This window comes from Rahnella aquatilis CIP 78.65 = ATCC 33071 (assembly GCF_000241955.1).
Lineage (GTDB): Bacteria > Pseudomonadota > Gammaproteobacteria > Enterobacterales > Enterobacteriaceae > Rahnella > Rahnella aquatilis.
Genome location: NC_016818.1, coordinates 3,760,593 through 3,780,880, shown reverse-complemented (window position 1 = coordinate 3,780,880; position 20,288 = coordinate 3,760,593). Strand labels below are relative to the sequence as shown.

The 20,288-nt window shown below is 53.7% G+C and carries 21 protein-coding genes; 18 read left to right on the top strand and 3 right to left on the bottom strand.

Going from position 1 to position 20,288, the window contains the following annotated elements; genetic code table 11:
- Position 1 precedes the first annotated feature (1 nt).
- The 14 genes from RAHAQ2_RS17210 to RAHAQ2_RS17150 all read left to right on the top strand — a co-directional run bounded on the left by RAHAQ2_RS17210 (position 2) and on the right by RAHAQ2_RS17150 (position 13,110).
- Positions 2-1,534: a sugar ABC transporter ATP-binding protein gene (locus RAHAQ2_RS17210; protein WP_015698447.1), complete on the top strand. Its 1,533-nt coding sequence runs from the start codon at positions 2-4 to the stop codon at positions 1,532-1,534.
- Entirely contained in the window at positions 1,527-2,516 is a 990-nt protein-coding gene (locus RAHAQ2_RS17205; protein ID WP_015698446.1) for an ABC transporter permease, read from the top strand. Before RAHAQ2_RS17210 ends, RAHAQ2_RS17205 begins: the two co-directional genes overlap by 8 nt.
- Before the next feature lie 11 nt (positions 2,517-2,527).
- Positions 2,528-3,613, top strand: a complete 1,086-nt coding sequence (locus RAHAQ2_RS17200; RefSeq protein ID WP_015698445.1) for an ABC transporter permease — start codon at positions 2,528-2,530, stop codon at positions 3,611-3,613.
- 38 nt (positions 3,614-3,651) lie between these two features.
- On the top strand, positions 3,652-4,332 hold the full coding sequence (gene alsE, locus RAHAQ2_RS17195) for a D-allulose 6-phosphate 3-epimerase (RefSeq protein WP_015698444.1): 681 nt from the start codon (positions 3,652-3,654) through the stop codon (positions 4,330-4,332).
- 15 nt (positions 4,333-4,347) lie between these two features.
- On the top strand, positions 4,348-5,292 hold the full coding sequence (alsK, locus tag RAHAQ2_RS17190; RefSeq protein WP_015698443.1) for an allose kinase: 945 nt from the start codon (positions 4,348-4,350) through the stop codon (positions 5,290-5,292).
- Entirely contained in the window at positions 5,289-6,221 is a 933-nt protein-coding gene (gene rbsK / locus RAHAQ2_RS17185; RefSeq protein WP_015698442.1) for a ribokinase, read from the top strand. Before alsK ends, rbsK begins: the two co-directional genes overlap by 4 nt.
- 436 nt (positions 6,222-6,657) lie before the next feature.
- Positions 6,658-7,143, top strand: coding sequence for an Hcp family type VI secretion system effector (locus RAHAQ2_RS17180; protein WP_015698441.1), 486 nt, complete (start codon positions 6,658-6,660; stop codon positions 7,141-7,143).
- An 81-nt stretch (positions 7,144-7,224) separates the two neighbouring features.
- Complete coding sequence (locus RAHAQ2_RS25100; protein ID WP_234300274.1) at positions 7,225-7,563, top strand: polymorphic toxin type 44 domain-containing protein; 339 nt, start codon at positions 7,225-7,227, stop codon at positions 7,561-7,563.
- Positions 7,541-7,942, top strand: coding sequence for a hypothetical protein (locus tag RAHAQ2_RS17175; protein WP_015698439.1), 402 nt, complete (start codon positions 7,541-7,543; stop codon positions 7,940-7,942). Before RAHAQ2_RS25100 ends, RAHAQ2_RS17175 begins: the two co-directional genes overlap by 23 nt.
- Before the next feature lie 161 nt (positions 7,943-8,103).
- Positions 8,104-8,976 carry a carbohydrate ABC transporter permease gene (locus RAHAQ2_RS17170; protein WP_015698438.1) on the top strand — a complete coding sequence of 291 codons (873 nt, stop codon included), beginning with the start codon at positions 8,104-8,106 and terminating at the stop codon, positions 8,974-8,976.
- Entirely contained in the window at positions 8,966-9,865 is a 900-nt protein-coding gene (locus tag RAHAQ2_RS17165; protein WP_015698437.1) for a carbohydrate ABC transporter permease, read from the top strand. The genes RAHAQ2_RS17170 and RAHAQ2_RS17165 overlap by 11 nt, the downstream gene beginning before the upstream one ends.
- 11 nt (positions 9,866-9,876) lie before the next feature.
- Entirely contained in the window at positions 9,877-10,704 is an 828-nt protein-coding gene (locus RAHAQ2_RS17160; protein WP_015698436.1) for a phosphodiesterase, read from the top strand.
- On the top strand, positions 10,704-11,810 hold the full coding sequence (locus RAHAQ2_RS17155) for an ABC transporter ATP-binding protein (RefSeq protein ID WP_193785528.1): 1,107 nt from the start codon (positions 10,704-10,706) through the stop codon (positions 11,808-11,810). The genes RAHAQ2_RS17160 and RAHAQ2_RS17155 overlap by 1 nt, the downstream gene beginning before the upstream one ends.
- Complete coding sequence (locus tag RAHAQ2_RS17150; protein WP_015698434.1) at positions 11,803-13,110, top strand: ABC transporter substrate-binding protein; 1,308 nt, start codon at positions 11,803-11,805, stop codon at positions 13,108-13,110. The genes RAHAQ2_RS17155 and RAHAQ2_RS17150 overlap by 8 nt, the downstream gene beginning before the upstream one ends.
- A 40-nt stretch (positions 13,111-13,150) precedes the next feature.
- Here RAHAQ2_RS17150 and RAHAQ2_RS17145 read toward each other — a convergent pair whose 3' ends face one another.
- Positions 13,151-13,759: an HD domain-containing protein gene (locus RAHAQ2_RS17145; RefSeq protein ID WP_015698433.1), complete on the bottom strand. Its 609-nt coding sequence runs from the start codon at positions 13,757-13,759 to the stop codon at positions 13,151-13,153.
- Between the two features lie 374 nt (positions 13,760-14,133).
- Between RAHAQ2_RS17145 and trhA the strand changes: the two genes are divergently transcribed.
- Positions 14,134-14,784: a PAQR family membrane homeostasis protein TrhA gene (trhA, locus tag RAHAQ2_RS17140; RefSeq protein ID WP_015698432.1), complete on the top strand. Its 651-nt coding sequence runs from the start codon at positions 14,134-14,136 to the stop codon at positions 14,782-14,784.
- A 71-nt stretch (positions 14,785-14,855) separates the two neighbouring features.
- On the opposite strand, the gene RAHAQ2_RS17135 is transcribed toward trhA, so the two are convergent.
- The gene (locus RAHAQ2_RS17135; RefSeq protein ID WP_015698431.1) at positions 14,856-16,145 is read right to left on the bottom strand and encodes a lysine N(6)-hydroxylase/L-ornithine N(5)-oxygenase family protein; all 1,290 of its coding nucleotides are present in this window, start codon (positions 16,143-16,145) and stop codon (positions 14,856-14,858) included.
- A gap of 155 nt (positions 16,146-16,300) precedes the next feature.
- Between RAHAQ2_RS17135 and RAHAQ2_RS17130 the strand changes: the two genes are divergently transcribed.
- On the top strand, positions 16,301-17,182 hold the full coding sequence (locus RAHAQ2_RS17130) for a PhzF family phenazine biosynthesis protein (protein ID WP_015698430.1): 882 nt from the start codon (positions 16,301-16,303) through the stop codon (positions 17,180-17,182).
- Here RAHAQ2_RS17130 and RAHAQ2_RS17125 read toward each other — a convergent pair whose 3' ends face one another.
- Positions 17,183-18,052: a LysR family transcriptional regulator gene (locus RAHAQ2_RS17125; protein WP_015698429.1), complete on the bottom strand. Its 870-nt coding sequence runs from the start codon at positions 18,050-18,052 to the stop codon at positions 17,183-17,185. It abuts the gene before it with no gap.
- A gap of 195 nt (positions 18,053-18,247) precedes the next feature.
- Here RAHAQ2_RS17125 and RAHAQ2_RS17120 point away from each other — a divergent pair, with 195 nt between their 5' ends.
- Entirely contained in the window at positions 18,248-19,450 is a 1,203-nt protein-coding gene (locus RAHAQ2_RS17120; RefSeq protein ID WP_015698428.1) for a M20 family metallopeptidase, read from the top strand.
- A gap of 42 nt (positions 19,451-19,492) precedes the next feature.
- A complete protein-coding gene (locus tag RAHAQ2_RS17115; protein ID WP_015698427.1) occupies positions 19,493-20,287 on the top strand; it encodes a transporter substrate-binding domain-containing protein in 795 nt (264 codons plus the stop codon).
- Position 20,288: the final 1 nt, after the last annotated feature.

The following is a 20,288-nucleotide window of genomic DNA, read 5'->3' as shown; positions in this document are numbered from 1 at the left end:
CATGGCAATCTCCGGGATCATTCAAACAGACCACGCGCCGCTGATTGATGTGCAAAATCTGTCGGTAACCTTTGGCGGGCAGCGTGCGCTCAATGACATTTCCCTGCGGCTGATGCAGGGCGAAGTTCACTGCCTGGCGGGCACCAACGGCTGCGGGAAAAGTACGTTGATCAAAGTGATCTCGGGGGTTTACCAGCCGGATAACGGTTGCCAGATCACACTCAGTTCGCCGTCGCAGGGCAGCCAGAGGTTCAGTAAGCTGTCTCCGGATCAGGCGCGGCAGTTTGGCGTGCAGGTGATTTATCAGGACTTGTCGCTGTTCCCGAACCTCAGCGTGTTCGAAAATATTGCCTTCGACCACAACTTACAAGGGCTGATGGGCTGGTACCGTCCGTCACGCCTGCGGGAAACGGCGCAGCGTATTCTCACCGAGCTGAATTACTCGCTGGATCTCGACAGTAAAGTCTCGTCGTTGCCGATTGCCCAGCGTCAGCAGGTGGCCATTTGCCGTGCGCTGGTGGCGGATGCGCGGTTAGTGATTATGGATGAGCCGACCGCCTCGCTGACCCGCACCGAAGTCAATCAGCTGTTGCGCACCGTGCATTACCTGAAAAGCAAAGGCATCAGCGTGGTGTTCGTCAGCCATCGCCTCGATGAAGTGCTGGAGATTTCCGACAGCGTGACGGTTATCCGTGACGGCAAAAAAGTCGGCACTTTCCCGGCTTCTGAGGTCAGCAGCGAACGCCTGACCGAACTGATGACCGGCCTGAAACTCGATTACCGCCTGAAAGCCGCCAACATGAATGACGAACGCATCATGCTGGAAACCGACAAACTCAGCCGCGCAGGCCAGTACCATGACGTCAGTTTCAAACTGCACGCCGGTGAAGTGCTCGGTTTATGCGGCCTGCTTGGATCGGGGCGCACCGAACTGGCGCTCAGCCTGTTTGGCATGACTAAACCGGACAGCGGCAAAATCTATCTCGACAGCAAACCGGTACGTTTTCGCAGTCACGAAGACGCGATCAAATCGGGCGTCGGTTACGTCTCGGAAGACCGCCTGACGCTCGGCCTGATCCAGCAACAGTCGGTCGGCGACAACACCGTGCTGGCGATCATGGATCAACTGCGCAGCCGTTTTCACCTGATCGATGAATACCGCAAAAACAAAATTATCCAGCAGTGGATCGAGAAACTCGGCGTCAAAGTGGCGAACCCCGACCAGGCGATCTCCACGCTTTCCGGCGGCAATCAGCAAAAAATTGTGCTCGCAAAATGGGTGCTGACGCAGCCGAAAATCCTGATCCTCGATTCCCCCACGGTTGGCGTCGATGTCGGTGCGAAAGCCAGCATTTATCAGTTAATTCATCAACTGGCGGAAGAGGGGATTTCCATCCTGCTGATTTCCGACGAAGTGCCGGAAGTCTATTTCAACTGCGACCGCGTGCTGCATTTCAGTGAAGGCACGGTGGTTGGCGAATATCTGCCGGGTGCGATTACCCAGCAACAACTTGCGGAGGCGGTCAATGCTTAAGCTCAGCCGGTTACGCCCGTCCGGCAACGAAGGTTATTTAGCCTGGGTCTTGCTGGCGGTGATCGTCACCTTTTCCTTACTGACCAACCAGTTTCTGACCTTGCAGAACTTGCTGGATCTGACCGAAAGCTATGCCGTCAGCGGCATTTTTGCCCTCGGTCTGTTTGTGGTACTGGTCACCGGCGGTATCGATATTTCGTTCGCCGCCGTGGCTTCTGTCGTGCAGTACCTCATCGCCACGCTGGCGATCCACTACGGCCTGAGCAGCCCGACGGGCAGCATTTTGCTGGCTGTTGCCGTCGGCACGGTGCTCGGGATGATCAATGCCATTTTGATCTACTGCCTGCGCATCGTGTCGATCATCGTCACCATCAGTATGCAGTCACTGCTGTTTGGCATGCTGATGTGGCTGACCAACGGCACCAGTTTGTACGACCTGCCTGACTGGCTGACCACGCCCGTCCGCGTACTGCCGTTCAGCGTCGGCGAACAGCATTATCAGATGGGTTTGCCGGTGGTGGTGATGCTGGCGGTCGCCGGGCTGAGCTGGATCCTGCTTAACAAAACCCATCTCGGACGCCAGTTGTTTGCGGTCGGCGGTGACCAGGAATCCGCACGCCGTATCGGTATCCGCGTAGGTTTGCTGCATCTGTTTGCTTACGGATATCTCGGCGCAATGGCGGCGATTGGCGGACTGGTACAGGTCTATCGCGTCGGTGAAGTGGTGCCGAATGCGCTGGTCGGCGGCGAGCTGGATGTGCTGGCGGCGGCGGTACTCGGCGGTGCCAGCCTTAACGGCGGCAAAGGCAGCGTGGTCGGCACCCTGATGGGCGTATTCCTGATTGGCGTGCTGAAAAACGGCCTCAACCTGATCGGCGTGTCCAGCTACTTCATGAACATCGTCATCGGCGTGGTGATCGTCGCGGCCATTACCGTCACCCATTATAAGAAACGCAAAGAAACCGAAGTCGGCTTCGCCTGAGGAAAACCGCTATGTTCGCAAAAAGCAGAAATGTGAGTCTTAAAGCGAAGCCCGATGTGCGGCCTCGCCTGAAAATCGGCAACCTGAGAATAGACAATACGACACTGGGATTATCGCTGTTATTGCTGGTAGTGATCATCGGTTTCAGCCTGGCGATGCCGGGGCGGTTCTTCAGTGACGCCACCTTTATGAGCGTTGCCTTTCAGTTGCCGGAGCTGGGTTTACTGACGCTGGCGATGTTTATCCCGATCCTCAGCGGTGGCCTGAACCTGTGCATTATCGCTACCGCTAACCTGACCAGTTTACTGATGGCGTGGGTGTTTCTGACCTGGCTGCCGCCCGATGCCGGCATGGCGATGCAGGCGGTCTGGCTGACGCTGGCGCTGGTCGGCGCAATGATTCTGGCGCTGGTGATTGGCATGCTGACCGGTGCGCTGGTGGCGTATGTCGGTGCGCATCCGATTCTGGTGACGCTGGCGACCATGACCATGGTCAACGGTGTCGGCATTTATCTTTCACGCGGTGCGGCGATCAGCGGTATGCCGGATATCGTGCGCTTTATCGGCGCGGAAACCCTGCTCGGTGTGCCCGTTCCGCTGATGATTTTCCTGCTGACGGCGGTGTTAATCGCGGTGTTTTTAGAGCGCACCCGCCTCGGTAAATACATTTATATGAGCGGCAGTAACATCAACGCCACCCATTTCAGCGGCGTGAATACCCATCGTGTTCTGATCGCCATCTACGTGATTTCCAGCATGTTATGTGTGATTGCCGGGCTGATTATGATGGCGCGTTTCAACTCGGCGCGCATGGGCTACGGCGATTCATACCTGCTGCTGACGGTGCTGGCCATCATTCTTGGCGGCACCGATCCCAACGGTGGCTTCGGCAAAGTCGCGGGCGTGGTGCTCTCGCTGATTGTTCTGCAGGTGATTTCCACCGGCCTGAACCTGATGAACGTCAGCCCGCATTTCAGCCTGGCGATGTGGGGCGCGGTACTGATCGTGGTGCTGGCGCTGAAATTCTTCCGCAGCCGTTATCTGCAAAAAAGGGCGGGGCGAATGAGCGCTGCCAAAGCGCGGGCCGCTCAACCTTAAACACTCTTTTAACATTGCCTCTGACTTAGGAAAACATCATGGAATACAAAATTTCTCCGTCGCTGATGTGCATGAGCCTGATCGACATTAAACAGCAACTCGAGGTACTGAACCGCCGCGCCGACATGCTGCACATCGATATCATGGACGGCCATTACGTCAAAAATATCACGCTGTCGCCGTTCTTTATTGAGCAGATCCGCCCGCACACCCCGCTGATCCTCGACGTGCATATGATGGTGGAAAACCCGGCTGACTTTATCGAGCCAATCGCCAAAGCCGGTGCCGATTTTATCTGTCCGCATGCCGAAACCATTAACCGCGATGCCTTCCGCATCATTAATCAGATCCGCTCGCTGGGGAAAAAAGTCGGCGTGGTGCTCAATCCCGCGACGCCGGTGGAGTACATCCAGCACTACATTCATCTGCTGGATAAAATCACCGTGATGACGGTCGATCCGGGTTACGCCGGTCAGCCGTTCATCCCTGAAATGCTGGGGAAAATCACGCAACTGCGCGATCTCAAACAGCAAAAAGGCTACCGCTATCTGATCGAAATTGACGGTTCCTGCAATCTGCGGACTTATCAGGATCTGATGGGCGCAGGCGCGGAAGTGCTGATCGTCGGCAGTTCCGGTCTGTTCACGCTGGACAGCGATCTGGATGTTGCCTGGGACAAAATGCTCGATCAGATGCGTCAGGCGCGTCACGCAGCCTGAGGGCAGGAGAGCCGTATGCCGCACTTTCTTGGAGTCGATGTCGGGGGCACCAATACCCGTTTAATGCTGATGGACAGCCAGCAAAATTTTCGCGGCTACCACAAAACCCCGACGCAAAGCTGGGCGGGGCAGCCCGATCCGTTGCAGGGGCTGGAAAACCTGATCACGGCGTATTTGCAGGAACAGGATCCGCATCATCAGGTGGCGCAGGTGATGCTCGGGCTGCCGGGCGTATTGTCCCGCGACCGCCAGACCGTGCTGTCGCTGCCGTTTATCTCCGCGCTGGATAATCAGCCGGTGGCGGCGCTGCTCTCGCAACGTTTACACCTGCCGGTGGCGATGGACAAAGACGTTAACCATCTGATGTGGTGGGATTTAACACAGCACAGCGCGCTGCCGGATGTCGCCGTCGGGCTGTATCTCGGCACCGGGCTGGGCAACAGTTTGTGGATCAACGGTGATTTTTATCACGGCGCGCACGGCGGTGCGGGCGAACTCGGGCACATCCCGCTGGCGGGGAATCCGCTGCGCTGTCCGTGCGGCAAAACCGGCTGCGTCGAGACGCTGACCTCCGGCAACTGGCTGACCGGCTGGGCGCGGCGACATGCGCCGCAGACACCATTCGCCGACCTGTTTGTGCGCCATGCCGGGCATGCGGATTTAACTGAGTTTGTGGCACGACTGGCACGCACCGTCGCCAGCGAAATGAACATTCTGGATCCCGAATATCTGGTGCTGGGCGGTGGCGTGCTGGCGATGGAAAACTTCCCGCTGGCCGAACTGGAACAACAGTTACGCAGCCATCTGCGCAGCCCGTATCCGGCGAACGGCCTGACCATTCATTTCAGCGCCGTCACCGACGAGACCGGTTGCCGTGGCGCGTGTCTGGCCGCACAGCGCGTTTTTCCGTCGCAGCCCGCTCTGGCCGCCGGAACATTTTCCTTCAGGAGAGAGGCATGAACAAAGGCAAGGTATGCGTATTTGGGTCTTTCAACCTCGATATCGTCGCAGGCATGGCGCGTTTCCCCAAACCGGGAGAATCCCTGATTGCCCGCAACAGTATGATGGGCGCGGGCGGCAAGGGCGCCAACCAGGCGGTCGCCGCACTGCGTGCCGGTGCGCGGGTGCATTATATCGGTAAAGTGGGTCGCGATGATTTCGGCATGTTCGCCCGGCGCCATCTCGACGGCGCCGGTTTCGACGCCGTCACGCTGTTTTCCACCAGCGAATGCCCGACCGGCAACGCGCTGATTTATGTCGCCGGAGCCGATGCCGAAAACATGATTGCCGTTGATCCGGGCGCCAACCTGACGGTCACCGATGAAGAAGTCGAACAGTGCCGTCCGGCCGTCGCCGCCGCTGATATCCTGCTGACGCAACTCGAAAACAATCTGCCTGCGATTGAAAAACTGATCGGCATCGCGAAGGACAACGACACCTACATTATCCTCAACCCGGCGCCGTTTCAGCCGGTTTCTGACCATTTACTGGCTCAGGTGGATTTACTCACGCCGAACGCCACAGAATGCACGCTGCTGACCGGCATTGAAGTCTGCGATATTCCCTCTGCCCAACGCGCCGCCCACGCGCTGCACGCCAAAGGGATCCAGGCGCTGATCATCACGCTGGGCACGCAGGGCGCATTGCTTTCAGTGAACGGCGAAACGCAGATTATCCACGCCTGTCCGGCGACCCCGGTCGACACCACCGGCGCAGGTGACGCCTTCAACGGCGCGCTGGCCTCCCAACTCGCCGCCGGTGCGACACTCCCCGAAGCCGCACAATTCGCCTCCGCTTACGCGTCTGTTTGTGTGGAAAGGGCAGGCGCGGCGGCATCAATGCCGACATATGAAGAAGCGCGGGAGAGGATGGTGATGACGATGGTTTGAAGCGGGTTTTTCTTTGCTCCTCCCCCTGCGAAGGGGGAGGTTGGGAGGGGGTTTTAAGGGCTAACTCTTTTCAAAGTACACTTCAACTTTTTGATTTTGCTTTAATACCCCACCCCAACCCTCCCCTTCGCAGGGGAGGGAGTCGGACTGCGTTATTCCTGCGAGACATCTTCCAGATTTTATCTTGAACGCTATTACAACTTCATTTTAACCATATATAACAATTTACTCACACGTCCAAAATAAATGCGGAGGCATTGGCTGGGATCTAATAAAGATATTCTCAATTTAGATAAAAATTTATTATATTAAATTTGATGATGATTATTATTGTATATAGGTAAGCGAAAGCATTACTGTTTCAGGTGATTGTTTTTTAAATTACAAAGAGGTAGTGTTTGTACGGTGAATTTATTATTTCAATAAGGATGTTAAAATGGCAATTCCAGCTTATTTATGGTTGAAAGATGACGGCGGTGCGGACATCAAAGGGTCTGTGGATGTAAATAATAGAGAAGGTAGTATTGAGGTCACAGGGTTTTCACATAATTTACGATTGCCAACAGACCCTTTAACCGGAAGCATTACAGCAACGCGTAATCATTCTGCGATGATTTTCCAAAAAGAATTTGATTCATCATCACCTTATTTATATAAAGCGGTTTCAAAAGGCCAAACTTTAAAGTCAGCAGAATTTAAATGGTATCATATCAATGATGCAGGGCAAGAAGTTGAGTACTTCAATATGTTTATCGAAGGCGTTAAGGTTGTGAGCATTTCCCCGCTGATGCATGATATTAAAGATCCAACCAAAGAAAAACACAATCATCTTGAAGTTGTTGAACTCCGTTACGACAAAATAACGTGGAAACATTGCGATGGGAACATCATGTTCACAGACTCATGGAATGAAAGGGCGTAAATTATGTCCAGACACCCTGTAGAAGGTGTAAATCAACATCCTCCTTATGATATATCTGCAATCATCCCCCCAGGCATATCTATGAGTAATCATATGATGACGGCTCGTTTACACAAAGGTCCATCTGCATTAACTTATATATGGTTCTATAATCAGGTCAGAAATCATGGCCCCTGGGACTATAAACAGTTAGGTGGAAAATATGAAAATTTCGGGAATTTTCATTACGGGGCTGTAGGAACAGCAGCAGGTATTTCACCTGGTGTTTTATTAAGAGGTGCTGGCGTGGCTCAAAAATTTGCAGGTACAAATGATCCTGAATGGGATTCTTATGAGGGACCAAATTCCCATTGGGATGATCCTAAAGATCAGACATGGATAAGAGCAGGGATTGATTATGCCAAAAGAACGGGTTTTTAGGAAAAACTATATTTTCATCGTGTTGGTTGTAGCTTTCCTGGGATATTTAATTATGGTGGCATTAGATTTTTCACCTTATGAACAAACGATTATACGAAAGGAAAGAATAGGCGAGTTTAATACCCTTTATGTGACTGAAGGTAGTGCGGGAGCAACGACCCAAAATACGTATAAATATTATCTTTATCCATCTGTAAAAACAGAGAAAGAGTTTCTGGCGGATGTCAGAGATTATCCTTCTGTTCTTTTTACTTCAGATTCAAATGTCCAAATGCAATTGAAGGGCAGATATCTCTATTTTACAGTTAAAGGAACTATTTATAGTTTTACCAACCAATCTGATTCTGTCTTTATATACCTCAACTCAACCCCATTTTAGTGGGGTTGTATCCGCATGTTACCGTTCAATCTGACATCCGACCTCTATTTGTTCAGTAACATTGCTCATATTTCATTCAAATAACCATCACATTCCCGCCATGTGGCTGACATAAATGCAGGACAGGATAGGCACCTTATTTCGCTGACCGGTACCCTGTAATGCGCCGCACGTTGTTTCCTTATCTGATTTTGCTGCCGACGCTGATTTTTCTGCTTTTATTCACCTATTACCCCTTATTTCAGTCAGCGTCTGACAGCCTGTTTGACAGCCGTCTGTCGTCGGATGCGCCGCCGTTTGTCGGCCTGCAAAACTATCTGCGCCTGCTCCAGGATTCGGTTTTCTGGCGCGCACTGCTTAATAATCTGGCGTACATCCTGATGACTGTGGTCCCCGGCATTATTCTGGCGTTGCTGCTGGCGGTGGCGCTGTGGGAAAACACCTCGCTGAACCGCTGGCTGCGTACTGCGTTTTTCTTTCCGATGATTATCCCGCTGGTCAGTGCTGCCACCTTGTGGCTGTTCATTTTTATGCCCGGCATGGGGCTGCTGGATTACTATCTCGCGAAAGTGTTCGGACCGATGAATAACAATTACCTCGGTATGAGCAACAGCGCGCTGATTGCGCTGAGCGTGATCGGTGTGTGGAAATTCGCCGGTTATTACATGCTGTTTTTCCTCGCCGGATTGCAGTCGATCCCCGCCCCGGCACGCGAAGCGGCGCTGATGGAAGGGGCGTCGCGCCCGCAGGTTTTCTTCTATATCACGTTGCCGCTGCTGCGCCCGACCATCAGTTTTGTGGTCACTATCGCGCTGATTTATTCGATTACCCAGATAGATCATGTCGCGGTGATGACGCAGGGCGGGCCGAATAACGCCACCACCGTATTGTTGTATTACATCCAGAGTCTGGCGAATGACACCCACGATTTAGGCAAAGCTTCGGCGGCGACATTCCTGACGCTGGTGCTGCTGTTTGGCTTTTCGATGCTGAACCTGCGGGTGCTGGAAAGAGGGGTTCATTATGAGCGTTGAAACGTCTGAAGCGCCGGTGATGACGGGCAAAAAATTGCGGGCGGGCGTACGTTCGCCATCGATGTTATTGCGCGGTGCGCGCCGTTCGACACTGCCGGTTTTACTGCTGTGCGCGGCGTTTTTGTGGCTGGCGCCTTTCCTGTGGATGCTGTCGTCAGCCTTCAGCGAAAGCAGTTTTGCGCCGGATATGGCCTCGTTGTTACCGCGCTTCCCGCTTACGTTACAAAACTTCCGTGACGCGTGGGACAGCGCCGACTGGCTGCGGCTTTACGCCAATACCATTTTCTTCTCCTTTGGCACCTTTCTGGTTCAGCTGGTGACGATTACCACTGCCGGTTACGTGTTCGCGTATCACGAATTTCGCGGCAAACAGACGCTGTTCTACCTGCTGCTGATCCAACTGATGATCATGCCCGTCATCATGATGGTGCCGAACATGATGATCCTCAAACAGTTCGGCCTGCTCAATACCCTGACCGGCGTGATGATGCCGTATTTTGCCTCGGCGTTTGGCGTGTTCCTGATGCGTCAGGCGTTTCTCAGCATTCCCCGTGAAATCGAAGAAGCCGCGCTGATGGAAGGCTGCCGCTGGTGGCAGGTGGTGTTCCGCGTGCTGATCCCGATGTCATGGCCAGCCATTCTCGCCTTCGCCACGGTCAGTATCACTTATCACTGGAATGAATATTTGTGGCCGCTGATGGTGCTTAACGACCCGGATAAACAGGTGTTGACCGTCGGGCTGGTGTCCTTCGCGATGGGCGCAGAATCGGGCGGCCAGTGGGGATTAATTACCGCCGGCACGCTGATGGTGTGCCTGCCGCTGATGCTGGCGTTCATTATTTTTCAGAAACAGTTCCTGAAAAGCTTCGGCTTTTCCGGGATCAAATAAAGGAGTCATCCATGTTTTTAGCTCAGATTTCTGACATGCACTTTCGCAGCCACGGCCGCAAACTGTATGACTTTATCGATGTGAACGGTTGCAATGCCGAAGTGGTGAGCCAGCTGAATGCGCTGGAAGAACAACCGGATGCGGTGGTGATCACCGGGGATATCGTTAACTGCGGTCTGCCGCAGGAATACGAGGTGGCGCGCCGCACGCTGGGCAATCTGCGTTATCCGCTGTACATCATTCCCGGCAACCACGACGACAAAGCGCAGTTTCTGGAAGCATTGCATCCGCTGTGCCCGCAGCTCGGTACTGACCCGCAAAATATGCGTTACGCCATCGACGATTTCCCGATGCGTCTGTTGTTTGTCGATTCGAGCCTGGCCGGAGAATCCAAAGGGTACCTGACGCTGGAAACGCTGGCGTGGCTGGAAGGGCAACTGGAGCAGGGCGGTGATAAACCGACGGCGGTATTTATGCACCATCCGCCGGTGAAAGTTGGTTCGGCGCAGATGGATGCGATTTCCTGTGAAAATGGCGATCAGTTGCTGGCGCTGATTGACCGCTTCCCGTCGCTGGTTCGCGTGTTCTGCGGCCACACGCACCGCCTGATTTTCACCCAGTACAAACAGGCGATCATCACCACCATTCCCGGCACGGTGCATCAGGTGCCGTATTATCACCACAATCCGGCACCGTTTTATAACCTCGAACCGGCGGCCTGCGTGATGCACCGTCTGGTGGATCACACCGGGCTGGTCAGTTATCTGCATCCGCTGTCGCAGTATCCGGGGCCGTATCTGTATGACGCGCAAATCAGTTGCCCGGCGGATGAGCAATGATGTCTGGCATTCGTCTGGAAAATATTACCAAACAGTTTGAAGGCAGCACGGCGGTGAATCAGCTTTCGCTGGAAATTGCCGACGGTGAGTTTCTGGTGCTGGTCGGGCCGTCGGGTTGCGGCAAAAGTACCTTGCTGCGCCTGCTGGCGGGTCTTGAAAACGTCAGCGACGGGCGCATTATGCTTGACGGCAATGACATCTCCGGGCTGTCGCCGCGCGAACGTAATTTCTCGATGATCTTCCAGAACTACGCGCTGTTCCCGCATATGACCGTGGAGCAGAACATCACCTTTGGCATGCGTATGCGTAACGAGCCGAAAGAGCAGCACAAAGCACGGGTGGATCGTGTCGCCGGATTATTACAGCTGGAGCCGTTACTCAAACGTAAACCCGGCAAGTTATCCGGTGGCCAGCGTCAGCGTGTGGCGATGGCGCGCGCCATTGTGCGCGACCCGAAGCTGTTTCTGATGGATGAACCGCTGTCGAATCTCGATGCACGGCTGCGCACGGAAGTGCGTGACGGCATCATGCAACTGCATCAGCAGCTGAAAACCAGCACTGTTTATGTCACTCACGATCAGATGGAAGCCATGACCATGGCGGACAGGATCGCCGTGCTGGATAAAGGTCATCTGCAACAAATTGGCGCACCGGAAACGCTGTATGCACATCCGGCCAACCTGTTTGTCGCCGGATTTATCGGCACCCCGTCGATGAATCTGTTTTTACTGCCATGCGCTGATGGCCTGCTGACAGTCGAAAACCAGCCGGTACGTCTGCCGCAAACTGAACATGCGCTGGCGCTGAATGAGGTGTATCTGGGCATCAGACCCGAACACATCAGTGACCGGCCGGTGGAAGGTGAAAGCCTGCAATTGCAGGCGACGCTGACCTATCGCGAACTGCTCGGCGCGGAGTATCTGTGCCATGCCGACACGCCGCTCGGGAAAATCCGTTACGTCCGTAAAAATCATTTGCGGGAAAACAGCCGGGACATTGCGCAACCCGGCGACAGCATCACTTTGTATTTCTCTTTGCACGACCTTCATCTTTTTTCAGGCCAAAACCAGCAGAACCTGCACCGGGAGAATCACCATCATGCGTAACGTATCTGCGCTGGCGCTCGTCATCGGCTTTTTTGCCGCAGGCACGGCGTCGGCCAAAGAAAATATTGATTTCATGTTCCCGGCGCCGGTTGACGGCAAACTGACCATGGAAATGACCCGCGTTATTAAAGAGTTCAACCAGTCACAAAATGATGTCGAAGTGCGCGGGATATTTACCGGTAACTACGACACCACCAAAGTCAAAGCCGAAGCGGCGGCGAAATCCGGCCAGCCACCGGCGCTGGTGATCATGTCTGCTAACTTCACGGCGGATCTGGCGATCAAAAACGAAATTCTGCCGATGGACGAACTGTTCAAATTCGGCGATCAGAAAGCCACGCCGTTCCTGACGCAGAACTTCTGGCCTGCCATGCGCCAGAATGCTCAGCTCAACGGCGTGACATACGCGATCCCGTTCCATAACTCGACGCCCATTCTCTATTACAACAAAGACATGTTCGCCAAAGCGGGTATTACCGCGCCGCCCAAAGACTGGGATGAATTGCTGGCAGATTCGAAAAAGCTGACGGATTCGGCAAAAGGCCAGTGGGGGATCATGTTGCCATCGACCAACGATGATTACGGCGGCTGGATTTTATCGGCACTGACCCGCGCCAACGGCGGCCAGTATTACAACGCCGATTATCCGGGCGAAGTGTATTACGACAAACCGTCCACACTGGGCGCGCTGCGCTTCTGGCAGAATCTGGTATATCGCGACAAAGTGATGCCGTCTGGCGTGCTGAACTCGAAACAAATCAGCGCGGCGTTTTTCTCCGGCAAACTCGGCATGGCGATGCTCAGCACCGGCGCGCTGGGCTTTATGCGTGAAAATACCAAAGATTTCGAGCTGGGCGTGGCGATGATGCCTGCCAAAGTGCGTAACGGGGTCACCATCGGCGGGGCGAGTCTGGTGAGCTTTAAAGGCATTTCCGATGACCAGAAAAAAGCGGCTTATACCTTCCTGCAATATCTGGTCAGCCCGAAAGTAAACGGTGCCTGGAGCCGCTTTACCGGCTATTTTTCACCGCGCATGGCGTCCTATGACACGCCGGAAATGAAAGATTATCTGGCAAAAGACCCGCGTGCGACGATTGCCCTGGAGCAGCTAAAATACGCCTATCCGTGGTATGCGACGTATGAAACCGTGGCGGTGCGTCAGGCGATGGAAAATCAGCTGGCGGCCCTGGTTAATGACGAGAAAGTCACGCCGGAAGCAGCGGCGGCACAGGCACAGAAAGACGCCGACACCATCATGAAACCTTACGTGGATTCCACGACACTGAATGTTCCTAAGTGAGTGATCTTGCGCCTTCCCCTCTCGCGAGGGGAAGGACATTTTACTTCAGCCAGCCCTGCTGATGAGCGTTGTCCAGATGGCTGCGGATGTGCAGCCACAGTTCAGGATGGATATCGGCGATAAAGGCATTACGGGCTAACACCTGCTCCAGACGGATATTGTTTTCCACCCAGCTCTGCCCCTGATTATTCAGGTTCATGATCATCGGCATCACGCGGTCGATCACCAGCGCAAAGCGCGCTTCCGGGGTTTCACCCGCTTCGTATTCATTCCACAAATCCAGGAACTGGCTGTTGAGCGGCGCAGGCAAAATGCCGAACAGGCGTTTTGCGGCAATGATTTCCTGATCGTGAACGGCGGCGCGGGCGGCGAGATCGTAAACCAGCACGTCACCGGCGTCGATTTCTACGATGTCGTGGATCAACGCCATACGAATGACTTTATTAATATCAATGCCTTCTGGCGCAAAAGGTGCCAGAGACATGGCTGCTACGGCGAAATGCCAGCTATGTTCCGCGGAATTTTCCTGACGCTCAGTGCCTAAAACTTTAGTGCGACGTTGTACGTTTTTCAGCTTGCCGATTTCCATCAGGAACTGAAAAACTTCGGTCATGGCGCCGAAATCCAGCGGGGAAGTTGCTACAGACATAGTCAAACCTTAGTCATATTGACGGCATTGTTAATGGCGTTATCAGAGATTTCCGCTACACCTTAGTCGCTTGATGACAAAAAATCATGTTTTTGGGTGCGGTAAACACCGCTGTTTTCAGAATGTCACAGCGGTAAATTATAAACAAAGTGAATGAATTGAAGGGATTCCAGACGGTGTCGCATGGCAATGATGATCGGGATAAGGGACTGTTACATCGGGAAATACTGATTTTTAAGCTTACAGATGTACACTGGAATGATTCTCAGCTACTCTGTTTGCGGTATGATTTATAATCAGCGGTTATAAACAACCGGGGATTAAATCGTCTCTTATTACTTTTTTACATGTATTGCCTCGAGGGTTCTCAACGTATGGGTAAGATGTCTCCATCACCACAGGGATATCCGTGGGCTGAAGAAATTGCCAACAGCCTGAGTCACGGCGTTGGTCTGATTTTCGGGATTGTCGGGCTGGTGTTGTTGCTGGTTCAGGCGATAGGTGATAACGCCAGTGCCATGGCGATCACCAGTTACAGTTTGTACGGCGGCAGTATGATTTTGCTGTATCTGGCCTCTACGCTGTATCACGCGATACCGCATCAGAAAGCCAAATACTGGCTGAAAAAACTTGATCACTGCGCGATTTATTTGCTGATCGCCGGGACCTACACCCCGTTCCTGCTGGTCGGGCTCAATTCCCCGCTGGCGAAAGGATTAATGGCGGTGATCTGGGGGCTGGCGCTGTTCGGCGTGATTTTTAAACTGGCGTTTGCGCACCGTTTTGAGGTGCTTTCGCTGGTCACGTATCTGACGATGGGCTGGCTGTCGCTGATTGTGATTTACCAGCTTGCGACCAAACTTTCCCCAGGCGGTGTGATATTGCTGGCGCTGGGTGGCTTGATATACACGCTGGGCGTTATTTTTTACGCTTCAAAACGTTATCGGTTCGGCCACGCCATCTGGCACGGATTCGTGCTTGGCGGCAGTGCCTGCCACTTTTTAGCCATCTATTTTTACGTCTGACGTGTTTTCAGTCACGAAGGCGTTCTGAGAAAAGGAAAGGCGGAGCCAGATGCTCCGCTTTTTTGTGCGTGCTATTTATGGGGCGTATCTGACCACCACTGGACCAGCGAAGGCACCGGCCGCAGATCGTAATGTGCTTCGCCCAGCAGATGATTAAGGATTTTCGCTGAGCGCCACGCGGTCAGCGTCAGTTGCCCTTCGGCACTGCCGTGGCTGTGGATCCCGGCATTCACTGCGTAAATGCGGTTCTGCTCCGGGCCATCCCAGCGCAGATTGAAATTCGGCTGCAGCGGCAAATGTTGCTCGCGGTCATACGGGATGCGTTCCAGCAGCGGTTCAAGATAATCAGGTAAACCGGGGCGATAGCCGGTCGCCAGGATCACGATATCGGCACTGAAATGTTCCTCGCATTTTTCCAGCCCGTGTTTTGCCTGCAAACTGAAATCGCCAGCCGCATTACGCACGATATGATCCAGCGCCCGGTGCGGCAGCAAACGCACATTACGCGGCTGATGCAGCACGTCGAAACGGTGGTAAAGCTGCTTATAGATGTCTTCCAGGGTGTGATAACTGATGCCGTCAGAAGGCAGTTTTTGCGTTTCGATTTCCTGCTCGCGCACCTCTTCCGGCAGCGTATAAAAGTAGTTCACATACTCCGGCGTGAAATATTCATTGGTGAAAATCGATTCATCCAGTGGCTGAAAATTAGGGCGCCGGGATATCCAGCTCAGTTCGGTGAATTCGCCCCAGTGGCCGCTCAGTGTGTTAAGAACGATATCGGCACCGCTCTGTCCGCCGCCGACTACTACCACCCGTTTACCGGTGAAATCAGGCTCACGCAGCTCTATTTCTGCGGCATGAAAACAGTTATCCCCCAGTGCTGCCCGTGCCGGTTTAGGGATCCACGGGGCATGACCGGTGCCGAGACAAATATTGCGTGCGCGGTGCTCGCCTTTTTCACTCTGCACGATAAATTCCTGCCGCTTATCGTCGAAATCAATCCGCTCAACCGGCTCGGAAAAATGCAAACCCGTAATGCGGTCGCACGCCCAGCGCAGATAATCGGAAAACTCATCGCGGCTGATGATCAGCTGTTCCGTGGCCAGAAAACGGTAAATTTTCTTCTGCTCAACCAGATAGTTAATAAACGAAAATTCGCTGCGCGGCGCAACGGTAGTGACCAGATCCTGCAGGACGTAGGTCTGCATGGTCGCCGTGGGTAATAACATACCGGGATGCCAGCTGAATTCCGGGTTAGCGTCGAAGAAAGCAGCGTTGAGTTTTTCCGTGTCTTTTGCCATGGCGGCGAGACTGAGATTAAAGGGACCGATACCAATACCAATCAAATCCTTCACGGGCATCTTTCTATTCCTTATGTTTTTAGGATACTTTGGAAACAATGTTATTAAGCATAGGTCAGCCGACAGCGACTGGCCTTTTTCTCGATAACTTATTGAAATATTCCTAAACTCAGTCAGTTCACCCACTCTTTCTTTATGATTTAAAAGGATTTGCTATGACCCGCCTGCGCCGTTTTAAACAAGTTGATGTGTTCACCGCTGAGCCACTCAAAGGTAATGCACTGGCCGTGATACTGGATTCGGAAGGACTGACGGATGCCGAAATGTTTGCCATGGCCCGCTGGACCAACCTGGCGGAAACGGCGTTTGTGCTCAAACCGGCTTCACCCGAAGCGGATTACCGTGTGCGGATTTTTACGACTGACAAAGAGCTGCCGTTCGCCGGACATCCGACGCTGGGCACGGCGTATGCGCTGTTGCAAAGCGGTCTGAAGCCAAAAAATGCAGGCTATCTGGTGCAGGAATGCGGTGTCGGGCTGGTGCAGGTGAAGCAACTGGCAGAAGGCGGTCAGGCATTTTCCGCGCCGCCTGCGCAGCTGAAATTGCTGGCGGCTGAACATGATGCGTTGCTGAAAACCGCGCTGCGCGGCGGCAACATTCAGGCTGATGTCACGCCGGTTTCGGTCGATATGGGCATCATCTGGCTGGTCGTTCGCATGGAAAGCGCGCAGGACTGCCTGAATATCAACGCCGATGCAGCGGCAGTCAGTCAGCTACAAAAACAGCTGGGGATTAACGGTATCGCGGTCTATGGTTTACACGATAAAAACGGTCCGGCGGATTATGAAGTGCGGGCGATTATCGATGAGGATGGCGTGCTGAAAGAAGATCCGGTCACCGGCAGCGCCAATGCCTGTCTGGCGCGGGTGCTGAAAGCGGCGAATTTCCCGGATGGCGCGCATATGGCACAAACCTACCGCGTGCGTCAGGGCACCAGACTGCAACGCGATGGCCGCGTGACGGTCACGTTTGTCGAGGGCGAACCCTGGATCGGTGGCGATACCTGTACGCTGATTGACGGCACGTTAGATCTCTGATCAGCGGGGCATCAGCCCTTGTTGCGCCGTCTGTAACAGATGAATAAACGCCTGCATATAGGGCGTTGCGTTCAGGTTATGGCGGTGCAGCAGCCAGGTGCGGTTTTTTACCGTCGCGCCGTCCACACTGATCGGGCGGCGGTAAAAATGTTCGGGCAGCGGTAAATAGGTGGCGACAATCGCGTAACCCAGCCCGTGCTCAACCATCGCCATGCACACTTCCAGTTTGTCGACTTCCATCGTGACAGTCGGCGCATGGGAAAAGTTGGCATTCCACCAGCGTTCAATCAGTTGTGTCACGTGCGGGCCGTGATGAATTTTTATCTGCGGCATGTGCGGCAGCAGGGCGAAATCAAAATCCTGACGGTTGACCAGCACGTAATCATCTTCCTCAATCAGATGCTTGCCTTCCTTCCAGTTAAAATCGTCCTTCACCAGCGCCATATCAATTTCTCCGCGCAACAGTTTCTGAATGATCCCCTCGCTAAAACCACTCATCAGATTCACGCGGATCCCCGGATGTGTCTGCCGGAACTGGCTGAGTAACGGCGGCAAACGGTACGCCGCATAGTTGCTCGACACGCCCAGCGAAATCTCTCCCTGCTGTTCCTGATCCAGACTGTGCAGATTGAGTTTCAATTGCTGTAAATCGTTGAGCACGCTCACCGCATGTTGCGCGAGATATTCGCCCTGCGCGCTGAAAACCAGCCCTTTTTGACCGTCTTCAAACAGACGGATCGCCAGCTTGCGTTCAATCTGGCGTAAACGGTAACTGAGTGCGGGCTGTGAGGTATAAAGCTGCTCCGCCGCACGGGTAATGTTTTTATGCTGATATACCGCCCGCAATATCAGCCAGTCTTTCTCGTTCATCGTTTTTTCGCCGCCAGTAAAATTCCTCAGCCATAAAATATTTTTTGCGTAAAAAGCGCAACAGATAAAAAGGCTCAATTTGACCGGAAACGTTAAAAGCCCTATTTCTGTAGGCACAGAGACGGGTTATCACAATGCCCAATCGTATTCATCCGAAAATAATTTTTGGTCTTGCACCATCGCAGGGAATAAAACATGTCGGGTTGCACTACATCGGTTCATCACATCAAACAACAGAAAGCTGAGATTATCGCGGCTGTGGATGCTCTCACCGCGCAGGCCAGTGCGCTGGCGCTGAATATTCATGCCCGCCCTGAACTCAGCTTTGAAGAGGTCGAATCCGCAGCGGCACTGATTGCGCCCCTGCGTGCAGCAGGGTTTGAGATTGAGGAACAAGCAGGCGGTCTGCCGACGGCGTTTCGCGCGACATTTGACAGCGGCAGGCCGGGTCCGGTGATCGCGTTGCTGGCGGAATACGATGCGCTGAAGGATCTGGGACATGCCTGCGGACATAACCTGATTGGCACGGCGTCCGTGACGGCCGCGCTGGCGCTGAAACAGCAATCACATCTGCTGACCGGCAAGCTGGAAGTGATCGGCACACCGGCAGAGGAAGAGGGCGGCGGGAAAATTATTCTCAGCGAGAAAGGCATTTTCGACCATGTGGATGCGGTGATGATGTTCCATCCGCGCGATAAAACCATGGTGGTACGCGGCGGGCTGGCGTGTGTCGATGCGGTATTTAAATTCTATGGCAAAGCGGCACATGCGGCGTCTGCACCTCAAAACGGCATCAGCGCGCTCGATGCGGTGATCCACACCTTTAATGGCATTAATGCTCTGCGCCAGTTGTTCACCGACGATGTGCGCGTGCACGGCATTATTTCCGACGGCGGCAGGGCGACCAACATTGTTCCGGCTTATGCAGAAGCGAAATTCCTGATGCGCGCTAAAACGGTCAGAGGGCTCGGCACCGTCAAACAAAAAGTGTTTGATGCGGCACAGGGCGCGGCGCTGATGGCCGGTGCGCGGCTGGAAATTGAAGAAGGGCTGACCTACGCCGAGCGTAATAACAACCTGACGCTGGCGGAATACTTTAAACAGAATCTGGACATTCTCGGTGTGGAAGTGGTTCCGCCGCCGCTCAGTGGCGGCATCGGTTCTTCGGATATCGGCAATGTCAGCCAGATCACTGCGGCGATCCACCCGTATATCCGTATCGGTGATGTGCTGCCACATACCCCGGAATTTGCCGACGCTGCCGGTTCCGAAGCCGGTTTACAGGCCATGTTGCAGGCAGCCAAAGCGCTGGCGATGACGACAGTGGATCTGTGTCAGGACGGCGCAAAACTTCAGGCGGTGAGGGAAGAGTTTTTAAACTGGAAGTCCCGTTTTTAAGTTAACCATCAAAATAATAACCTTGGGTAAGAGGACAGGATAATGATGAAAAAAACACTGGTGGCTGCCGTTATGGCACTGACGTTTGGCAGCGCGCTGGCGCATGCCGAAGGCGAAACGCTGCGTGTCGGCGCTGATTTAAGTTATCCGCCGTTCCAGTACCGTGATGCGGCGGGCACGCCGACCGGCTTTGAAATTGATGTCACCAACGCCATCTGCAAAGAAATGAAAGTGAAATGTGACTATGTGGTCAGCAGCTTTGACGCTGAAATTCCTTCGCTGATCGCCAAAAAAGTGGATTTCATTTCGCCGCAGGGTGCGACCGAAAAACGCCGCAAAGTGATCGACTTCAGCGATTTTGTGTATCACATTCCGACCAAACTGGTGGTGCCAAAAGGCAGCCCGCTGTTGCCGACGCCGGGATCGTTGCAGGGCAAGCGTATCGCGGTTCAGCAGGGTTCGATTCAGGAAATGTATGCCAATACTTTCTGGCAGCCGAAAGGGGTGGATGTGGTGGCGTATGCCGATCAGGACACCATTTATCAGGATCTGGTGGCCGGACGCTTAGACGGTGCGCTCAGCCCGGCGGTGGCGGTGACCTTTGGTTTCCTCAACAAACCGGAAGGCAAAAATTTTACCCTGACCGGCCCGGAAGTGCGTGATGACAAGCTGTTCAGTATCGGTTCGTCTTACGGCCTGCGTAAAGGCGACGACCACATTAAAAAACTGCTCAATGACGGGCTGGCGAAAATCATTGCCGACGGCACATGGGAAAAGATTAAGACGCAATACTTCGGTCCGCTGGACATATCCGTTCATCAGGAAAAGGCCAAATAAT